Origin of the sequence: Azohydromonas lata, assembly GCF_034427735.1 — a bacterium.
GTDB lineage: Bacteria > Pseudomonadota > Gammaproteobacteria > Burkholderiales > Burkholderiaceae_C > Azohydromonas > Azohydromonas lata.
The window spans coordinates 1-18,200 of record NZ_JAXOJX010000075.1 but is presented as its reverse complement, the minus strand read 5'-3'; the positions used below and the strand labels follow the sequence as shown (position 1 = coordinate 18,200).

Annotated in this window: 7 protein-coding genes; 5 read left to right on the top strand and 2 right to left on the bottom strand. The window is 70.0% G+C overall.

The window, feature by feature from the left end; all coding sequences use genetic code 11:
• Positions 1–4 precede the first annotated feature (4 nt).
• Both SM757_RS28925 and fliE read right to left on the bottom strand, forming a co-directional pair.
• A complete protein-coding gene (locus tag SM757_RS28925) occupies positions 5–11,659 on the bottom strand; it encodes a beta strand repeat-containing protein (RefSeq protein ID WP_322468017.1) in 11,655 nt (3,884 codons plus the stop codon).
• A 236-nt stretch (positions 11,660–11,895) separates the two neighbouring features.
• On the bottom strand, positions 11,896–12,219 hold the full coding sequence (gene fliE, locus SM757_RS28920) for a flagellar hook-basal body complex protein FliE (protein WP_322468016.1): 324 nt from the start codon (positions 12,217–12,219) through the stop codon (positions 11,896–11,898).
• Positions 12,220–12,445: 226 nt separating this feature from the next.
• On the opposite strand from fliE, the gene fliF reads away from it, so the two are divergent.
• From fliF to fliJ, 5 genes are all read left to right on the top strand, one after another.
• On the top strand, positions 12,446–14,176 hold the full coding sequence (gene fliF, locus SM757_RS28915) for a flagellar basal-body MS-ring/collar protein FliF (RefSeq protein WP_066342238.1): 1,731 nt from the start codon (positions 12,446–12,448) through the stop codon (positions 14,174–14,176).
• Between the two features lie 6 nt (positions 14,177–14,182).
• Entirely contained in the window at positions 14,183–15,184 is a 1,002-nt protein-coding gene (fliG, locus tag SM757_RS28910) for a flagellar motor switch protein FliG (RefSeq protein ID WP_066342237.1), read from the top strand.
• Complete coding sequence (locus SM757_RS28905) at positions 15,168–16,064, top strand: FliH/SctL family protein (protein WP_322468015.1); 897 nt, start codon at positions 15,168–15,170, stop codon at positions 16,062–16,064. Before fliG ends, SM757_RS28905 begins: the two co-directional genes overlap by 17 nt.
• 18 nt (positions 16,065–16,082) lie before the next feature.
• Positions 16,083–17,507 carry a flagellar protein export ATPase FliI gene (gene fliI / locus SM757_RS28900; protein ID WP_084267965.1) on the top strand — a complete coding sequence of 475 codons (1,425 nt, stop codon included), beginning with the start codon at positions 16,083–16,085 and terminating at the stop codon, positions 17,505–17,507.
• Between the two features lie 191 nt (positions 17,508–17,698).
• Entirely contained in the window at positions 17,699–18,169 is a 471-nt protein-coding gene (fliJ, locus tag SM757_RS28895; RefSeq protein WP_322468014.1) for a flagellar export protein FliJ, read from the top strand.
• Positions 18,170–18,200 lie beyond the last annotated feature (31 nt).

Here is an 18,200-nt window from a genome sequence, read left to right as displayed (position 1 = left end):
CGGATCAGATCAGCGGCAGTTGCTGCTGGTGACGCTGCTGCTCGTCCTGCAGCGAGGGCATCGCCACCGGCAGCAGCGTTGCCGCCGCCACCGTGCTGTCGGCTTGCACCGCCGCCTGCGCGTGGGCCGGCTCGGCCAGCACGTTGGTCGGTGCCGGCGCCAGCAGCTCGCCCACCGTCGGCGCGGCAGCCGCCTTCTGGGCGAACCACACGTCGGCCACCGCATGGTGCGTGCCGTCGGTGCCCGTCCAGCTCGACTCCAGGCCCAGCGTGTTGCCGTTGTCCACGGTGTTGCCGGCATGCGCATGCAGGTCGATGGAGGCCACGCCATGCTGCGTCAACGTCTGCAGCTCGCCCGCGTCGGTCTTGCCGTCGTGGTTGGCGTCCACCCACACGCGCAGGCGGTCCCAGTTCACGTCCAGCGCGTTGAGCACGCCGTCGTGGTTGCTGTCCTCCAGCGCCATGGCGGCGTAGCCGTTGGCCGCACGCGCTCCGTTGGCCAGCAGGGTGCCTTCACCGAACAGCTCGCGGCCGTCGTTGATGACGCCGTCGCCGTTGCGGTCCATCACCAGCAGGCCGTCGTTGCCGCCGACCCAGCCCGTGTGGTTCACGTGGCCCGTGCCCCGCACGTCGAAGGTCACGCCGTGCTCGACCGACAGCGTCTGCACGCCGTTGCCGTCCAGGTCCAGCACCACCGGCGAGGCCACGATGGAGGCGTTGGCAAGCCTCTGTTCGTCGGTCATGGCGTTGGCCTGGCTCATATCGAACGCAGCGGCTTGTGCGGCGCTCAGCTTGGCGATGTCCTGCACCTCCAACCCGGCGATCTGCGCGGCGGACAGAGCCCGGATGTCATCCGTGCTCAGGCCGGCGATGTTGGCCATCGTCAGCGCGGTGATCTGGTCCGGCGTCAGCGCCTGCACCTCGGCCACCGTCAGTGCCGCCACATGCGCGCTGGTCAGCACCGCCACCTGCGCCGCCGTCAGATCATCGACCTGCGAGACGGTGAGCGCGGCGAACTGGTCCGTGGTCAGCGACTTGATCACCGCCGTGGACAACGAGGACAGGTCGTCAGCCGTGAGATGCGACATGTGGTTGGCCGTCAGCCCGCTCGCCTGCGTGGTCGTGATCCAGCTGAACTGGTCCGGCGTCAGGGCGTTCAGGTTGTCGGTGGTCAGGTCGTGGAACTGCGCGGAAGTCATCGACGCCAGCTGGCCGATCGACAACTGGCCCAGTTCCTCGGTGCCCAGGGCATTGAACTGGTCACTGCTGAGCGCCCGCAGGAAGCCCGTGGACAGCAGCGAGACCTGGTCCACCGTCAGCGCCGAGATGTCGTCCGTGCCGAACTTGGCAAGCTGCGCCGTGGAGAAGGCGTTGAGCTGCGAGCCCGTCAGGTCGTCGAACTGGCTGCTGGACAGCGCCACCACCTGGTCAGTCGTCAGCGCCCGGATCACCGCCGTGGACAGCGAGGCCAGGTCCTGCGACTCCAGCTTGGAGAGCTGCGAGTTGCTCAGGCCGGCCACCTGGGCCACCGTCAGCGCCGAGAAGTGGTTCTCCGTCAGCGCGTTCAGGTTGTCCGTGCTCAGGTCGTGGAGCTGGGCAGAGGTCAGCACACCGAACTGGGTCGGCGACAGCAGGCTCAGCTCCTCGGTGCCCAGGGCATTGAGCTGGTCGCTGCTCAGCGCCCGGATGAACGCCGTGGACACCGACTGCACCTGCGTCCCCGTCAGCGCGGCGATTTCCGCCGTGGTGAACGTGGCGAGCTGCGCGCTGCTGAAGGTGTTGAGCTGGTCCGCGGTCAGCGCATCCATCTGCACGCTGGTCAGCGCCGCCACTTGGTCGGTCGTCAGCGACTTGAACACCGTCGTGGACAGCGCCGCCAGGTCTTCCGTCTCCAGCTTGGCGATCTGGCTGGCCTTCAGGCCGGCCGCCTGCGTCGTGCCGATGAGCGAGAACTGCTCCGCCGTCAGCGCGTTCAGGTTGTCCGTGCTGAGCTGGCCGAGCTGCACCGACGTCAGCGCCCCGAGCTGGGTCGGCGACAGCAGGCTCAGCTCCTCGGTGCCCAGGGCATTGAGCTGGTCGGTGCTCAGCGAACGCAGGAAGCCGGTGGACAGCTCCGCGCTCTGCGCCACCGTCAGCGCGGCGATTTCCGCCGTGGTGAACGTGGCGAGCTGCGCGCTGCCGAGGGTGTTGAGCTGGTCAGCGGTCAGCGCATCCATCTGCGCGCTGGTCAGCGCCGTCACCTGGTCGGTCGTCAGTGACTTGATCACCGCCGTGGACAGCGCGGCCAAGTCGTCCGACTCCAACTTGGCGATCTGGGTGGCCTTCAGGCCGGCCGCCTGCGTCGTGCCGATGAGCGAGAACTGCTCCGCCGTCAGCGCGTTCAGGTTGTCCGTGCTGAGCTGGCCGAGCTGCACCGACGTCAGCGCCCCGAGCTGGGTCGGCGACAGCAGGCTCAGCTCCTCGGTGCCCAGGGCATTGAGCTGGTCGGTGCTCAGCGACCGCAGGAAGCCGGTGGACAGCTCCGCGCTCTGCGCCACCGTCAGCGCGGCGATTTCCGCCGTGGTGAACGTGGCGAGCTGCGCGCTGCCGAGGGTGTTGAGCTGGTCAGCGGTCAGCGCATCCATCTGCGCGCTGGTCAGCGCCGTCACCTGGTCGGTCGTCAGCGCCTTGATCACTGCCGTGGACAGCGCGGCCAGGTCGTCCGACTCCAGCTTGGCGATCTGGCTGGCCTTCAGGCCGGCCGCCTGCGTCGTGCCGATGAGCGAGAACTGCTCCGCCGTCAGCGCGTTCAGGTTGTCCGTGCTGAGCTGGCCAAGCTGCGCCGACGTCAGCACCCCGAGCTGGGTGGCCGACAGCAGGCTCAGCTCCTCGGTGCCCAGGGCATTGAGCTGGTCGGTGCTCAGCGCGCGGATGAACGCCGTGGACACCGACTGCACCTGCTCCACCGACAGCGCGGCGATTTCCGCCGTGGTGAACGTGGCGAGCTGCGCGGTGCTGAAGGTGTTGAGCTGGTCAACGGTCAGCGCATCCATCTGCACGCTGGTCAGCGCCGCCACCTGGTCGGTCGTCAGCGACTTGATCACCGTCGTGGACAGCGCCGCCAGGTCTTCCGTCTCCAGCTTTCTCAGCTGGTCCGAAACCAGGCCGGCGAGTTGCGCACTGGTGAGCACGGAGAACTGATCCGCGGTCAGCGCGTTGAGGTCGTCCGTGCCCAGCTTGCCCAGCTGCGCCGAGGTCAGCGCCAGCACCTGGGGCGTGGTCAGGGCCTGGAACTGGGCAGCGCCCAGCCCGCCCAGCGTGTCCGAGGCCAGGCCGGCCAGCGCCGCGGTGGAGATGGCCGCCACCTGCTCGACGCTCAGCGCCGCCATCTCGTTGGTGGCGAAGGCATTGAGCTGCGCGCTGCTGAGCACGGCGATCTGGTCCACGGTCAGGTTGTCAACCTGGTCGCTGGTGAGCGCGCCCACCTGCGCCACGGTCAGCGACTTGAACGCCGCCGTGGTCAACGCGGCCAGGTCGTCGTCCTGCAGCTTGCGGATCTGGTCGGTACCCAGCCCGGCGACCTGCGCGCTGGTGAGCAGGCCGAACTGGTCCGCCGTCAGCGCGTTGAGGTCGTCCGTGCCCAGGCCGCCCAGTTGCGTCGAGGTCAGCACCGCCACCTGCTCCGCAGTCAGCGCCTGGAGCTGGGTATCGCCCAGCGCATTCAGCTTGGCCGCGCTCAGCGAGCGGATGACCGTCGTGGACAGCGCGGCCACGTCCTCGGCTTCGAGCTTGGAGATCTGGTCCGTGCTCAAACCGGCGAACTGCGCGCTGGTGAACACGGCGAACTGATCCGCCGTCAGTGCGTTGAGGTCATCGGTGGCCAGCTTGCCCAGCTGCGTTGCGCTCAGCGACAGCACTTGTGCCGAGGTCAATGCCTGGAACTGGCTGGCGTTCAGGGCGCCGAGGTTGTCCGTGGACAAGCCGGCCAGCGCCGCCGTGGACAGGGATCCGACCTGCTCCGCGCTCAGCATCGACATCTCGCCCGTGCTGAAGGTGTTGAGCTGGGCGCTGCCGAGCACGGCGATCTGTTCCGCGGTCAAGGCGTCGATCTGGTCGCTGGTCAGTGCCCGGACCTGGTCCGTGCTCAGCGACTTGGCCACCGTCGTGGACAGCGCCGCGATATCAGCGTCCTGGAGATGCGACATCTGGTCGCTGCTCAGGCCCGCGACCTGCGTGCTGGTCAGCACGCTGAACTGGTCGGCCGTCAGCGAATTGAGGTCGTCCGTGCCCAGCGTGCCCAGTTGCACCGAGGTCAGCGCGGCCACCTGCGCGGTGCTCAGCGCCTGGAACTGGTCGGAGACCAGCGCACGCAGGTTGTCCGAGGACAGCCCCGCGATCACCGTTGGGCTCAGCGCCGCCACGTCGGCGACCTCCAGCTTGGACATCTGGTCCGTGGTGAAACCGGCGAGCTGCGCGCTGCTCAGCACGGCGAACTGCGCCGCCGTCAGCGCGTTGAGGTCATCGGTACCCAGGCTGCCCAGCTGTGCCGCGGTCAGGGCCTTCACCTGCGCAGAGGTCAGGGCCTGGAACTGGTCGGTGTCGAGCGCGCGCAGCTGGTCCGAGCCCAGGCCCGCCAGCACCGTGGAGCCCACCGCCGCGATCTGGCTGGTCGTGAGCGCCAGCATCTCGTCCGTGCTGAACGTGGCGAGTTGCGCGCTGCTGAGCGTGGCGATCTGCGCCGTGGTCAGGTCATTGATCTGGTCGCTGACCAGCGCCTTGACCTGGTCGGTGGACAAGGACTTGAACACCGTCGCGGACAGCGCCGCGAGGTCGCCCGTCTCCAGCTTGGAGACCTGGTCGGTGCTCAGGCCCGCCACCTGCGCGCTGCTCAGCACGGCGAACTGGTCCGAGGTCAGCGCGTTGAGGTCGTCCGTGCCCAGCTTGCCCAGCTGGGCCGAGCTCAGCACGGCCACCTGCGTGGTGGTCAGGGCCGCGATCTGGTCGGAGACCAGGGCCGACAGGCTGTCGGAGGTCAGCGACTTGATCACCGCGGCCGACAGCGCGGCCACGTCGTCGGTCTCCAGCTTGGAGATCTGGTCAGTGCCCAGGCCCGCCACCTGTGCGCTGCTGAGCACGGCGAACTGGGCCGAGGTCAGCGCGTTGAGGTCGTCCGTGCCCAGCTTGCCCAGCTGCGCCGAGGTCAGTGCGGCCACCTGGCCAGAGGTCAGGGCCTGGAACTGATCGGAGCCCAGCGCGCCGAGCTTGTCGGAGGCCAGGTTGGACAGCGCGCCGTGCGAGATCGCCGCGACCTGCGCCGTGCTCAGGGTAGCCATCTCATCGGTGGTGAATGCGCTGAGCTGCGCGCTGCTGAGCGTGGCGACCTGCGCGGTGGTCAGGTCATCGACCTGGTCGCTGGTGAGCGCCGCCACCTGCGCCGTGCTCAGGCTCTTGATCACGCTCGTGGACAAGGCCGCGAGGTCGTCCGTCTGCAGCTTGGAGAACTGGTCGGTGGTCAGGCTCGCGGTTTGCGTGCTGGTCAGCACGGCGAACTGGGCCGTGGTCAGCGCGTTGAGATCGTCCGTGCCCAGCTTGGACAGCTGGGTCGCGGTCAGCGCGTTCACCTGGGTGGCGGTCAGGGCCGCGATCTGGTCGGAGCCCAGGGCCGAGAGGCTGTCGGAGGTCAGCGACTTGATCACCGTGGCCGACAGCGCGGCCACGTCGTCGGTCTCCAGCTTGGAGATCTGGTCGGTGCCCAGGCCCGCCACCTGTGCACTGCTGAGCACGGCGAACTGGGCCGAGGTCAGCGCGTTGAGGTCGTCCGTGCTCAGCTTGGACAGCTGCGCCGAGGTCAGCGCGGCCACCTGGACCGAGGTCAGCGCCTGGAACTGGTCGGAGCCCAGCGCGCCGAGCTTGTCCGAGGCCAGCCCGGTCAGCGTGGTGGCGGCGATGGAGGCCACTTGGGCCGTGGTCAGCGCGGCCATCTCATCGGTGCTGAAGGTGCCCAGCTGTGCGCTGCTGAACGCGGCGACCTGCGCCGTCGTCAGGTGGGGCACCTGGACGCTGGTCAGCGCGGCCACCTGGGCCGTGGTCAGGCCGGCGATCAGCGTGGTGGACAGCACCGACAGGTCGTCCGTCTCCAGCTTGGAGAACTGGTCCGTGGTCAGGCTGGCGACCTGAGCGCTGCTGAGCACGGCGAACTGGGCCGAGGTCAGCGCGTTGAGGTCGTCCGTGCCCAGCTTGGACAGCTGCACCGTGGTCAGCGCGGCCACCTGGGCCGTGGTCAGCGCCTGGAACTGGTCCGAGCCCAGCGCGCCAAGCTTGTCCGTCGCCAGCGCGGCCAGGTTGGCGCCGCTGATGGCCACGAGCTGCGCCGTGGTCAACACGCCGATCTCATCGGACGTGAAGGTGCCCAGTTGCGCGCTGCTGAGCGCGGCCACCTGCGCGGTGGTCAGGTCATCGACCTGGTCGCTGGTGAGCGCGGCCGCCTGGGCCGTGGTCAGCGACTTGAGCACCGCGGTGGACAGCGCCACGAGGTCGTCTGTTTCCAGATGGGCCATCTGGTCCGTGGTCAGGCCGGCGGTCTGGTCGCTCGTCAGCGCGGCGAACTGCTGGGTCGAGAGCGAATTGAGGTCGTCGCTGGAGAGCCCGCCCAGCTGCGCCGAGCTCAGCGCCCGCACTTGGGCCGTGCTCAGCACGAGGAACTGGTCGGAGCCCAGCGCGCCGAGTTGGGCCGAGTTCAGCCCGGCCAGCGCCGCCGTGGTCAGCACGGCGAGCTGCTGCTCGGTGAGCGCACCCACCTCGTCGGAGCTGAAGGCGGCCAGTTGCGCGCTGCTGAGCGTGGCGATCTGCGCCGTGGTGAGGTCATCGACCTGGTCGCTGGTGAGCGCGGCCACCTGGGCCGTGGTCAGCGACTTGAGCACCGTGGTGGACAGCGCCACGAGATCGTCCGTTTCCAGATGGGCGATCTGGTCCGTGGTCAGGCCCGCGGTCTGGTCGCTGGTCAGCACGGCGAACTGCGCGGCCGACAGCGCGTTGAGGTCGTCGCTGGCGAGCTTGCCCAGTTGTGCCGAGCTCAGCGCCCGCACTTGGGACGTGCTCAGCGCGAGGAACTGGTCGGAGCCCAGCGCGCCGAGCTGGTCCGAATTCAGCCCGGCCAGCGCCGTCGTCGCCAGCGCAGACACTTGCGCCTCGGTGAGCGCGCCCACCTCATCGGCACTGAACGTGGCCAGTTGCGCGCTGCTGAGCGCGGCGATCTGCGCCGTGGTCAGGGCGTCGATCTGGTCGCTGACCAGCCCGGCCACCTGCGCCGTGCTCAGCGAGCGGATGGCCGCGGCGGACAGCTTGACGAGGTCGTCGGTTTCGAGCTTGCCGATCTGGGTCGCCGTCAGGCCCACGAGCTGCGCGGTGCTGAGCAGGGCGAACTGCGTTTCGGTCAGCGCATTGAGGTCGTCCGTGGACAGTCCGGTGATCTGCGCGGACGTCAGCGCCGCCACCTGGCGGCTGGTGAGCGCGCCGATCTGGTCGGAGTCCAGCGCCCGCAGCTGCGTGGTGTTCAGCGAGGCAATCACGGCCGTGGACAGCGCCGCCACGTCAGCCTGCTCCAGATTGGACACCTGATCCGTGGTCAGGCCAGCGGCCTGTGCGGTGGTCAGCGTGGCGAACTGCGCCGTGCTCAACGCGTTGAGCACGTCCGAGGACAGCCTGGCGATCTGCGCGGAGCTCATGGCCAGGACCTGGCCGGTGCCCAGGACGGCGAGCTGGTCGGAGCCCAGCGCGCTGAACTGCTGCGCGCTCAAGCTGGCCAGGGCCGCCGTGGACATCACCGCGACCTGCGCCGCGGTCAGCGCGCCGATCTCGTCGGAAGCGAAGGTGGCCAACTGCGCGGTGCTGAGCGAGGCGACTTGCGCCGTCGTCAGGTCATCGACCTGGTCACTGGTGAGCGCGGTGGCCTGCGCCGTGGTCAGCGACTTGATCACCGCCGTGGACAGGCGGGCCAAGTCCTCGGTCTCCAGCTTGGAGATCTGGTCCGTGGTCAGGCCGGCGGCCTGCGCCGTGGACAGCACCGCGAACTGCGCGGTCGTCAGCGCGTTGAGGTCGTCCGTGGACAGCTTGGCGATCTGCGTGGCCGTCAGGGCCGCCACCTGGCGGGTGGACAGCGCGGCGATCTGGGCGGAATCGAGGGCGCCGAGCTGTGCCGTGGTCAGCGAGCTGACCACGGCCGTGGTCAGTGCCGTGACGTCTTCAGCCTCCAGCTTGGAGATCTGGTCGGTGGTCAGGCCGGCGACCTGCGCACTGGTGAGCACGGCGACCTGCGCCGTGGTCAGGGCATTGAGGTCGTCGGTGCTGAGCTTGCCCAGTTGGGCCGAGCTCAGCACGGCGATCTGCGACGTCTTGAGCGCCGCGATCTGGTCGGCGTCCAGGGCGTTGAGCTGGTCCGACTTCAGGCCGGCGACGGCGGCCGTGCTCAGCACGCCCACTTGGACGGCGCTCAGCGCCGCCATCTCTGCCGTGGAGAAGGTGGAGAGCTGCGCGCTGCTCAGGCTGGCGATCTGCGCCGTGGTCAGCGAATCGACCTGCACGCTGGTGAGCGCGGCGGCCTGCGCCGTGGTCAGCGACTTGATCACCGCCGTGGACAGGCGGGCCAGGTCCTCGACCTCCATCTTGCCGATCTGGTTGGCCGTCAGGCCGGCGGCCTGCGCCGTGGTCAGCACCGCGAACTGCGCGGCCGTCAGCGCGTTGAGGTCGTCCGTGGACAGCCCGGCGATCTGCGTGGACGACAGGGCCGCCACCTGGCGGGTGGACAGCGCGACGATCTGGTCGGCATTCAAGGCGCCGAGCTGCGTCGTGGTCAGCGAGCCCACCACGGCCGTGCTCAGCGCCGTGACGTCGGCCACCTCCATCTTGGCGATCTGGCCCACGGTCAGGCCGGCGGCCTGCGTGCTGGTGAGCACGGCGACCTGCGCCGTGGTCAGGGCATTGAGGTCGTCGGTGGAAAGCCTGCTGATCTGGACCGAGTTCAGCGCGGCGATCTGCGACGTCTTGAGCGCGGCGATCTGGTCGGCGTCCAAGGCGTTGAGCTGGTCAGACCTCAGGCCGGCGACGGCGGCCGTGCTCAGCACGCTCACTTGGGCGGCGCTCAGCGCCGCCATCTCGGCCGTGGAGAAGGTGGAGAGCTGCGCGCTGCTCAGGGTGGCGACCTGCGCCGTGGTCAGCGAATCGACCTGCACGCTGGTGAGCGCGGCGGCCTGCGCCGTGGTCAGCGACTTGATCACCGCCGTGGACAGGCGGGCCAGGTCCTCGACCTCCATCTTGCCGATCTGGTTGGCCGTCAGGCCGGCGGCCTGCGCCGTGGTCAGCACCGCGAACTGCGCGGCCGTCAGTGCATTGAGGTCGTCCGTGGACAGCCCGGCGATCTGCGTGGACGACAGGGCCGCCACCTGGCGGGTGGTCAGCGCGACGATCTGGTCGGCATCCAGGGCGGCGAGCTGCGTCGTGGTCAGCGAGCCCACCACGGCCGTGCTCAGCGCCGTGACGTCGGCCACCTCCAGCTTGGCGATCTGGGCCGCGGTCAGGCCGGCGGCCTGCGCGCTGGTGAGCACGGCGATCTGCGCCGTGGTCAGCGCGTTGAGGTCTTCGGTGTTGAGCTTGCCGATCTGGGACGAGCTCAGCACGGCGATCTGCGCCGTCTTGAGCGCCGCGATCTGGTCGGCGTCCAGGGCGTTGAGCTGCGCCCCGCTCAGGCCGGCGACGGCGGCCGTGCTCAGCACGCCCACTTGCGCGACGCTCAGCGCCGCCATCTCGGCCGTGGAGAAGGTGGAGAGCTGCGCGCTGCTCAGGGTGGCGATCTGCGCCGTGGTCAGCGAGTCAACCTGCACGCTGGTGAGCGCGGCGGCCTGCGCCGTGGTCAGCGACTTGATCACCGCCGTGGACAGGCGGGCCAAGTCCTCGGCTTCCATCTTGCTGATCTGGACTGCCGTCAGGCCCGCGGCCTGTGTCGTGGTCAGCACCGCGAAGTGCGCCTCCGTCAGCGCGTTGAGGTCGTCCGTGGTCAGCTTGCCCAGCTGGACCGCGCTCAGCGCCGCCACCTGGCGGGTGGACAGCGAGGCGATCTGGTCGGCATTCAGGGCGCCGAGCTGCGCCGTGGTCAACGCGCCCATGACGGACGAGGACAGCACGGCCAGATCGTCCGCCTCCAGCTTGGACATCTGCAGGGTGGTCAGGGCAGACACCTGCGCCGAAGTGAGCACGGCGAACTGCGCCGTGGTCAGGGCATTGAGGTCCTCGGTGCTCAGCTTGCCCAGTTGGGCCGAACTCAGCACGGCAATCTGCGCCGTCTTCAGCGCCGCCAGCTGCTGAGCGCCGAACGCGCCGAGCTGCGCCGTGCTCAGCCCTGCCAGCGCGGCCGTGGTCAGCGCGCCCACTTGGGCCGTGGTCAGCGCTGCCATCTCGGCCGTGGAGAAGGTGGAGATCTGCAGGCTGCTCAGGGTGGCGATCTGCGCCGTGGTCAGCGAGCCAACCTGCTCGCTGGTGAGCGCGGCGGCCTGCACCGAGGTCAGTGCCTTGATCGCTGCGGTGGAAAGCACGCGCAGGTCGGCCGCTTCCATCCTGGACACCTGCGTGGCGCTCAGGCCTGCGAGCTGCGCCGTGGTCAGCGATGCGAATTGCGCCGTGGTCAGCGCATTGAGGTCACCCGTGGTCAGGCTGGCGATATGGGTGGAGCTCAGCGCCGAGATCTGCCGCGTGCTCAGCGCGGCCATCTGCGACGCGTCCAGCGCCGCCAGTTGCGTCGTGCTCAGCGCGCGCATCACCGCGGTGGACAGCGCGTTGAGGTCGGCCACTTCCATCTGGGAAAGCTGCGCGGTCGTCAGGCCCGCAGCCTGGGCCGTGTTCAGCACGGCGAACTGGGCCGTGGTCAGGGCGTTGAGGTCTTCGGTGTTGAGCTTGCCGATCTGGGTCGAGCTCAGCACGGCGATCTGCGACGTCTTCAAGGCCGCGATCTGGGTGGCGCTGAGCGCATTGAGCTGCGCAGAACCCAAAGCCGCAAAGGCCGCCGTGGACAGGGCCTGCAGCTGCGCCGTGTTCAGCACCGCCATTTCCGCGGTGCTGAAGGTGGCGATCTGCGCGCCGCTCAGGGTGGCCACCTGCGCCGTGGTCAGGTCATCGATCTGTGCGCTGGTGAGCGCGGTCGCCTGGGCAACGGACAGCGTCTTGATGGCCGCCGTGGACAGGGCGCGCACGTCCGCCTCTTCCAGCCTGGAGATCTGCGCCGTGGTCAGGCTGGCGACTTGGCCCGTGGTCAGCACCGAGAACTGCGCCGTGGTCAGGGCGTTGAGGTCGCCCGTGGTCAGGCCGGCGAGCTGCTTGGACGTCAACGCCGTCACCTGCCGCGTGGTCAGCGCCGCGAGCTGGCTGTCGCTCAAGGCATTGAGCTGCGCCGTGCTCAACACGCCGAGAGCCGCCGTGGACAGGCGGCTGATGTCCTGCACCTCGATGGCGGCGATTTGGGCCACGCTCAGCGCCGATGCGCCCGCCGTGGTGATGGCGCCGACCTGCGCCGTGGTCAGCACCGCGATCTTTTCCGCAGTGAACTGCCCCCACTCTGCCGCCGACAGTCCGGCAATTACCGCCGTCGAAAGTTGGGCAACCTGGGCCGGAGTCAACGCTGCAATGTTGGTGGGCATATGCGTTCCTCAAAAATCAATCGCTACCGGACCAGCGTCAAGCCGTGTCGCAAGCGCGTCCCTGGGGAGGGAGTGGGATGGGTCAAGACAAGCGACACACGCGCTTTGGGGAGAGCGGTGGCGCCGTACGCCCCACTAGTTGTGGGGACGTTCTGTTACGTGCTATCGGCCTGGGTCCGGAGAACTTGAGGACAGCAAGAGCGCGAAGCGCAAACTTTTTGGCGGTTTGACGGGGCTCAAACCTGCATGCCCATGATGTCCGTGTACGCCTGCACGAGGCGGTTTCGCACGGTGAGCGTGGCCTGAAAACCGATCTGGGCCTTCTGCATCGCGACCATGGTCTGTTCGATGCTGACGCTGGGGTTGTCGAGCTGGACTTCCTGCTGCAGCCGCGTGGCCTCGTTTTGCGTGGCGCTCACGGACTTGAGCGCGTCCGACATGGCCGCGGCGAAGCCGCCGGGCTGCACTTGCTGGGTGTTGCGCAGCGGCTGGCCGTCGGTCTGCAGCCCGGCGCGGGCGGCGGCTTGGGCGAAATCGAAAGGTTTGAGCTTCAGTTCCATGGCGGGCACTAACGGGTACGGTCCTGTCCTGGACAAGGAGAATCCAGGCCGCACGGCCATGGGTACACCCCTCCCAGGATGGACGCGACTCTAGAAGTGCGGCCGCGGCGCCGGTGGCGCGAAGTGGGCGGGCTTTGCCGGCTTCATCGGCCGATGGCGCCCAAGCTTGAGGGCCAAAAATGGCGACCTTTCCGACGCTCGCCCGCGCTGTACCCGTTGCGCCGCCATGGACCAAGCTCTTTCCCCCGTCACTCCGCAGCCGCCGGCCCCGGTCGGCCGCTTCGCGCGCCTGGCAGCGTTGCCCCCCCGCAACAAGATGATGCTGGGCGCGGGCGTGGCCGGGCTGCTGGCCGTGCTGGTGGCGCTGATGCTGTGGGGCCGCGAGCCGGACTACCGGGTGCTGTTCACCGGCATGACCGACAAGGACGGCGGCGCCGTGCTGGCGGCGCTGCAGCAGATGAACGTGCCCTACCGCCACGGCGAGGGCGGCACGCTGCTGGTGCCGGCCGAAAAAGTGCACGAGGCGCGCTTGAAGCTCGCTTCGGCCGGGCTGCCCAAAGGGGGCATCGTCGGCTTCGAGCTGATGGACAACGCCCGCTTCGGCCAGACGCAGTTCCAGGAGCGCACGACCTACCAGCGCGGCCTCGAAGGCGAGCTCACGCGCTCCATCATGTCGCTGGACGCGGTGGAGAGCGCCCGCGTGCACTTGGCCATTCCGCAGCAGACCGGCTTCTTCCGCGAGCAGCAAAAGCCCAGCGCCTCGGTGCTGCTGACGCTGCGCGGGGGCCGCAGCCTGGACCGCACGCAGCTCGCGGGCATCGTGCACCTGGTGTCCTCGTCGGTGCCGGAGATGAACCCCAAGGCGGTGAGCATCCTGGACCAGAGCGGCGCGCTGCTCTCCGGCCCCGAGGGCGCCTCCGCCCAGCAGGGCAACCTGGACGCGCAGCAGCTGGCCTACGTGCAGCAGGTCGAGCGCGGGCTGCAGCAGCGGGTGATGGACATCCTGGAGCCCGTGGCCGGGCGGGACAACCTGCGCGCCTCGGTGACGGCGGAGATCGACTTCTCGCAGACCGAGTCCACCGCCGAGTCCTTCCGTCCCAACCAGGGCGCCGAGCCCGCGGCCGTGCGCAGCCAGCACAGCATCGAGGCCGGGCCCAACCCCAACTCGGCCGTGCCGTCGGGCATTCCCGGCGCTGTGAGCAACCAGCCGCCCGTCGCGCCGGCGGCGCCCGTCAACGGCGCCTCCGCGCCGCTGCAGCCCACGCAGCCCAACTCCGGCAGCGGCGCGCTGGGCGCGGGCGGACGGCGCGAGAACGTCATCAACTACGAGGTGGACAAGACGGTGCGCGTCACGCGCAACGCCACCGGCGTCATCAAGCGGCTCACGGCGGCGGTGGTGCTCAACCAGCGCAGCACCACCGACCCCAAGGGCAAGGTCACGCCCGTGCCCATCAGCGACGAGGAGCTCGACAAGCTCACCTCGCTGGTGCAGGAGAGCATCGGCTTCAGCAAGGAGCGCGGCGACTCGGTGCGCGTGGTCAGCGCCCCGTTCCAGGCGCCCGCGGCCGACAAGACCGAGGAGCTGCCGCTGTGGCGCCAGCCCTGGGTGATGGAGCTGCTGCGCACCGGCGGCATGCCCTTGGCGCTGACGCTGGTGGCGCTGATGCTGCTGCTGGGCGTGGTGCGCCCGGCGCTGCGCCAGCCCAAGGCCGAGGAGCCGCCGGTCCCGCCGCCGGGCACGCAGCTCGACGCGCTGGTGGACGACCAGGAGGCCCTGCCCGATCCCTCGCAGGAGGACGCCCTGGCCTCGACCGCGGGGGTCAGGATCGCCGCGCCGATGCTCATCAACGACAGCGCCGACGTGCAGACGCTGGAGCAGTTGCGCGCGCTGGCCAAGGAAAAGCCCGCCGTGGTGGCCGAGATCCTGCGCGGCTGGTTCAACAAGAAGGAAGCTTGACCCGCCATGGACGAAGAAGGCCTGGAGAACGCCGCCATCATGCTCATGACGCTGGGCGAGGAAGAGGCGGCCGAGGTGTTCAAGCACCTGGGACCCAAGGAGGTTCAGCGCCTGGGCGAGACGCTCACGCGCATGAAGCCCGTCTCGCGCGACCGGCTGCAGGAGGTGCTGCGCCGCTTTGCCGACGAGGCCAACCAGCAAAGCCTGCTGCTGCCCGATACCGACGAGTACGTGAAGAACGTGCTGCGCAAGGCGCTGGGCGACGACAAGGCCAACCTGCTGATCGACCGCATCATGCAGGCCAGCGACATCACCGGTATCGAGAGCCTGAAGTGGATGGACGCGCCCTCGGTGGCCGAGCTGCTGCGCAACGAGCACCCGCAAATCGTGGCGGCCATCCTGGTGCACCTGGACTACGACCAGGCCAGCGGCGTGCTCAAGTGCTTCCCCGACCGCCAGCGCAACGAGGTGCTGGTGCGCATCGCCACGCTGGACGGCATCCAGCCCAGCGCGCTCAAGGATCTCAACGACGTGATGGGCCGCGTGCTGGCCGGCGGCGGCGACCGCACCACGCGCAAGGCCAGCCTGGGCGGCGTCAAGGCCGCGGCCGAGATCATCAACATGCTCGGCGGCTCGGCCGAGACGGCGGTGCTGGACTACATCCGCGAGGCCGACACCGACCTGGCGCAGAAGATCATGGACAACATGTTCACCTTCGACGACCTGGTCAAGGTGGACGACCGCGGCATGCAGGCGCTGCTCAAGGAAGTGCAGTCCAGCGAGCTGGTGGTGGCGCTCAAGGGCTCCTCGCCGGAGCTGCGCGACAAGATCTTCAAGAACATGTCCAGCCGCGCCGCCGAAATGCTGCGGGAAGAGCTGGATGCGCGCGGCCCGGTGCGGCTGTCCGAGGTCGAGGCCCAGCAGAAGGAGATGCTCAAGATCGTGCGGCGCCTGGCCGACGAGGGCACCATAGTGCTGGGCGGCGGCGGCGATGACCAGTTCGTCTGACCGTCCCGCGCGCGCGGGCGGCAGCCTGTACGCGCGCTTCATCCCGCGCGAGGAGCTGCAGAGCTTCAAGGCGTGGATGCCCGACAGCTTCGAGCCGCCCAAGCCCGTCAAGGCGCCTCCGGCCCCTACCCCGCCGCCGGACATCCCCGCGGCCGAGCACGCGCTGCTGCTGCACACGGCGCGGCTGGCCGGGCGCGAGGAAGGCCATGCGGAAGGCCAGCGCCAGGGCTACGAGGAGGGTTACCGCGACGGCCTGGCGGCGCTGGAGAGCTTCAAGCAGCACCACACCGCGCAGATGGCGGCGCAGGTGGCCTCGCTGCTGGAGTCCATGGAGGCGCAGCTCGACGCGCTGGAGGAGCCCATGGCGCGGGCGGTGGCCGAGTCGGCCACGCGGCTGGCGCGCGCGGTGCTGCGCACCGAGCTGAGCACGCGGCCGGAAGTGGTGGAGTCCGTGGCGCTGGAGGCCGTGGGCGCCATGCTGGCGGGCGCGCGCCAGATGCGCGTGACCGTGAACCCCGAGGATGAGCCGCTGCTGGCCGCCGGCGCCGCGGCGCTGCAACTGGAGGCGCGCGGCGCGCGCGTCCTGGCCAGCGCGGCCGTGGCGCGCGGGGGCTGCGTGGTGGAGTCGGAGCTGGGCCGCGTGGACGCGCGCATCGAGCAGCGCTGGGCGCAGGCCGCGAAGCTGCTGGGCGCCCCCCTGCCCTGGGAAGAGGCGCCCGCTGCGCCACCGGCCGCGGCACCCCAACGGGCAGCGGCTGCGGCGCCGGCGCTGCCGCCGGAGCCGTCGTTCGAGCTGGACCTGGGCGCCGACGACGCACCGCCGCCGCCGCCCATGCCCGACCTGGACGACCTGCCCGATCCGGGCAGCTTCCCGCGCTGAGCCACAGGTGAGCCGCAGATGAGCCGCGAATTCATAGAAGCCGCCCAGGCGCGGCGCCAGCAGCGCTGGGACAAGTTCCTGTCGCGGCTGCCGGACTTCGCCGACCAGCCCCAGCCGCTGCCGGCCGAAGGCACGCTCATGCGCGTGACCGGCCTGGTGCTGGAGGCCGCGGGCCTGCGGCTGCCCGTGGGCGCGGCCTGCGAGGTGCGCATGGGGAAGGACTCGCCGGTGCAGGCCGAGGTGGTGGGCTTCAACGGCGATCGCGCCTTTCTCATGCCCACGGGCGAGATCCACGGCCTGGCCAGCGGCGCGCGCGTGCTGCCGCGGCCCGCGCCGGTGTCCGCGCCGCAATTCGGAACGGAAGTGCATCCCTGGCGCCGCAGCGAGGACCGCGGGCTGCTGCTGCCCGTGGGCGCCGGGCTGCTTGGGCGCGTGGTGGACCCGCACGGCGAGCCGCTGGACCGCGCCGGCCCCATCACCGCCACCGCGCTGGCGCCGCTGGCGCGCCGCCCCATCAACGCCATGGACCGCGACCCCGTGCGCCAGCCGCTGGACACGGGCGTGCGCGCCATCAACTCCATGCTCACCGTGGGCCGCGGCCAGCGGCTGGGCCTGTTCGCCGGCACGGGCGTGGGCAAGTCGGTGCTGCTGGGGATGATGGCCCGCTACACCGAGGCCGACGTGATCGTGGTGGGCCTCATCGGCGAGCGCGGCCGCGAAGTGAAGGAATTCATAGAGGACATCCTGGGCGAGGAGGGTTTGCGCCGCTCGGTGGTGGTGGCCGCGCCCGCGGACGCGCCGCCGCTGGTGCGCATGCAGGGCGCGACCTACTCCACGGCCATCGCCGAGCACTTCCGCGACCAGGGCCTGGACGTGCTGCTGCTCATGGACAGCCTCACCCGCTACGCGCAGGCGCAGCGCGAGATCGCGCTGGCCATCGGCGAGCCGCCGGCCACCAAGGGCTACCCGCCGAGCTGCTTTTCCAAGCTGCCGCAACTGGTGGAGAGGAGCGGCAACGGGGTCAAGGGCGGCGGCTCGATCACGGCCTTCTACACGGTGCTGTCCGAGGGCGACGACCAGCAGGACCCGATCGCCGATGCGGCGCGCGGCATCCTGGACGGCCACATCGTGCTCTCGCGCGAGCTGGCCGAGAGCGGCCACTACCCGGCCATCGACGTGGAGAAGTCCATCTCCCGCGTGATGACCAGCGTGGCGGAGAAGCCGCACATCGACGCCGCGCGGCGCGCGCGGCAGATGCTGGCGCGCTACACGCGGGCGCGCGACCTCATCGCGCTGGGCGCCTACACGCCCGGCCACGACGCGGAGCTGGACCTCGCGGTTCGCCTGCACCCCAAGCTCATGACGCTGCTGCAGCAGGGCATGCACGAGCACGCGCCGCTGGATTTGTGCAAGCGGCAACTGGCGGCGACGGTGGCGGGTTGAGGCCGGGACCGTGGCGTCCTGGCGGCAGGGCGGCGCGGCCATCGCGGGCCCTGCGGCGGGCCACTCGCAGCGAATGGGCCCTTCTCCAACGCCTTTTCCGCGCTTAACTGCCGTCCCCGGCGACCGAAACTGCGGGGAGATGTTCCCTTTCCCCACCGCCGGCCACAGCCCGCGCGCCGCCGAGGTCCGCCATGAGTGAGCTGCGCTCGCTGTACACCCTGCTGGAGCACGAGCAGCGCCAGCGCGACGAGCTGCTGGCGCAGATGCGCCAGGCCCAGGCCCGGCTGCTGCAGGTGCAGACGCAGGCCGAGCAGCTCGACCACTACCGCGGCGAGTACCAGCAGCGCTGGACCACGCAGTTCAGCAGCGCGGCCACGGGCGCGGCGCTGCTGCAGTGCTACCAGAGCTTCGGCGAGCGGCTGCACCAGGCCGTGGACCAGCAGCAGCAGGCCCAGTCACTGGCCAGCACGCAGTGCGAGCGCGCCCGCCAGGCGCTGCAGGCGCAGGAGCTGCGCGTGGCGGCGGTGGGCAAGCTGATCGAGCGGCGGCTGGCCCAGGCCCGCGCCGCAGAGAACAAACGCGACCAGAAGCGCAACGACGAGGCGGCGGCGCGACTGGCCACCAGCAGTGGCTGGAACCACCCGGGCGGCGCCGCCCCATGAGCAGTACCCTGATGAACACCTTATCCACCGC

What these genes read in the sequence shown, in the direction of transcription:
- SM757_RS28925 (WP_322468017.1), bottom strand. Translation starts at nt 11,659, where the DNA reads ATGCCCACCAACATTGCAGCGTTGACTCCGGCCCAGGTTGCCCAACTT.
- fliJ (WP_322468014.1), top strand. Translation starts at nt 17,699, where the DNA reads ATGAGTGAGCTGCGCTCGCTGTACACCCTGCTGGAGCACGAGCAGCGC.
- fliG (WP_066342237.1), top strand. Translation starts at nt 14,183, where the DNA reads ATGGACGAAGAAGGCCTGGAGAACGCCGCCATCATGCTCATGACGCTG.
- fliE (WP_322468016.1), bottom strand. Translation starts at nt 12,219, where the DNA reads ATGGAACTGAAGCTCAAACCTTTCGATTTCGCCCAAGCCGCCGCCCGC.
- fliF (WP_066342238.1), top strand. Translation starts at nt 12,446, where the DNA reads ATGGACCAAGCTCTTTCCCCCGTCACTCCGCAGCCGCCGGCCCCGGTC.
- fliI (WP_084267965.1), top strand. Translation starts at nt 16,083, where the DNA reads ATGAGCCGCGAATTCATAGAAGCCGCCCAGGCGCGGCGCCAGCAGCGC.
- SM757_RS28905 (WP_322468015.1), top strand. Translation starts at nt 15,168, where the DNA reads ATGACCAGTTCGTCTGACCGTCCCGCGCGCGCGGGCGGCAGCCTGTAC.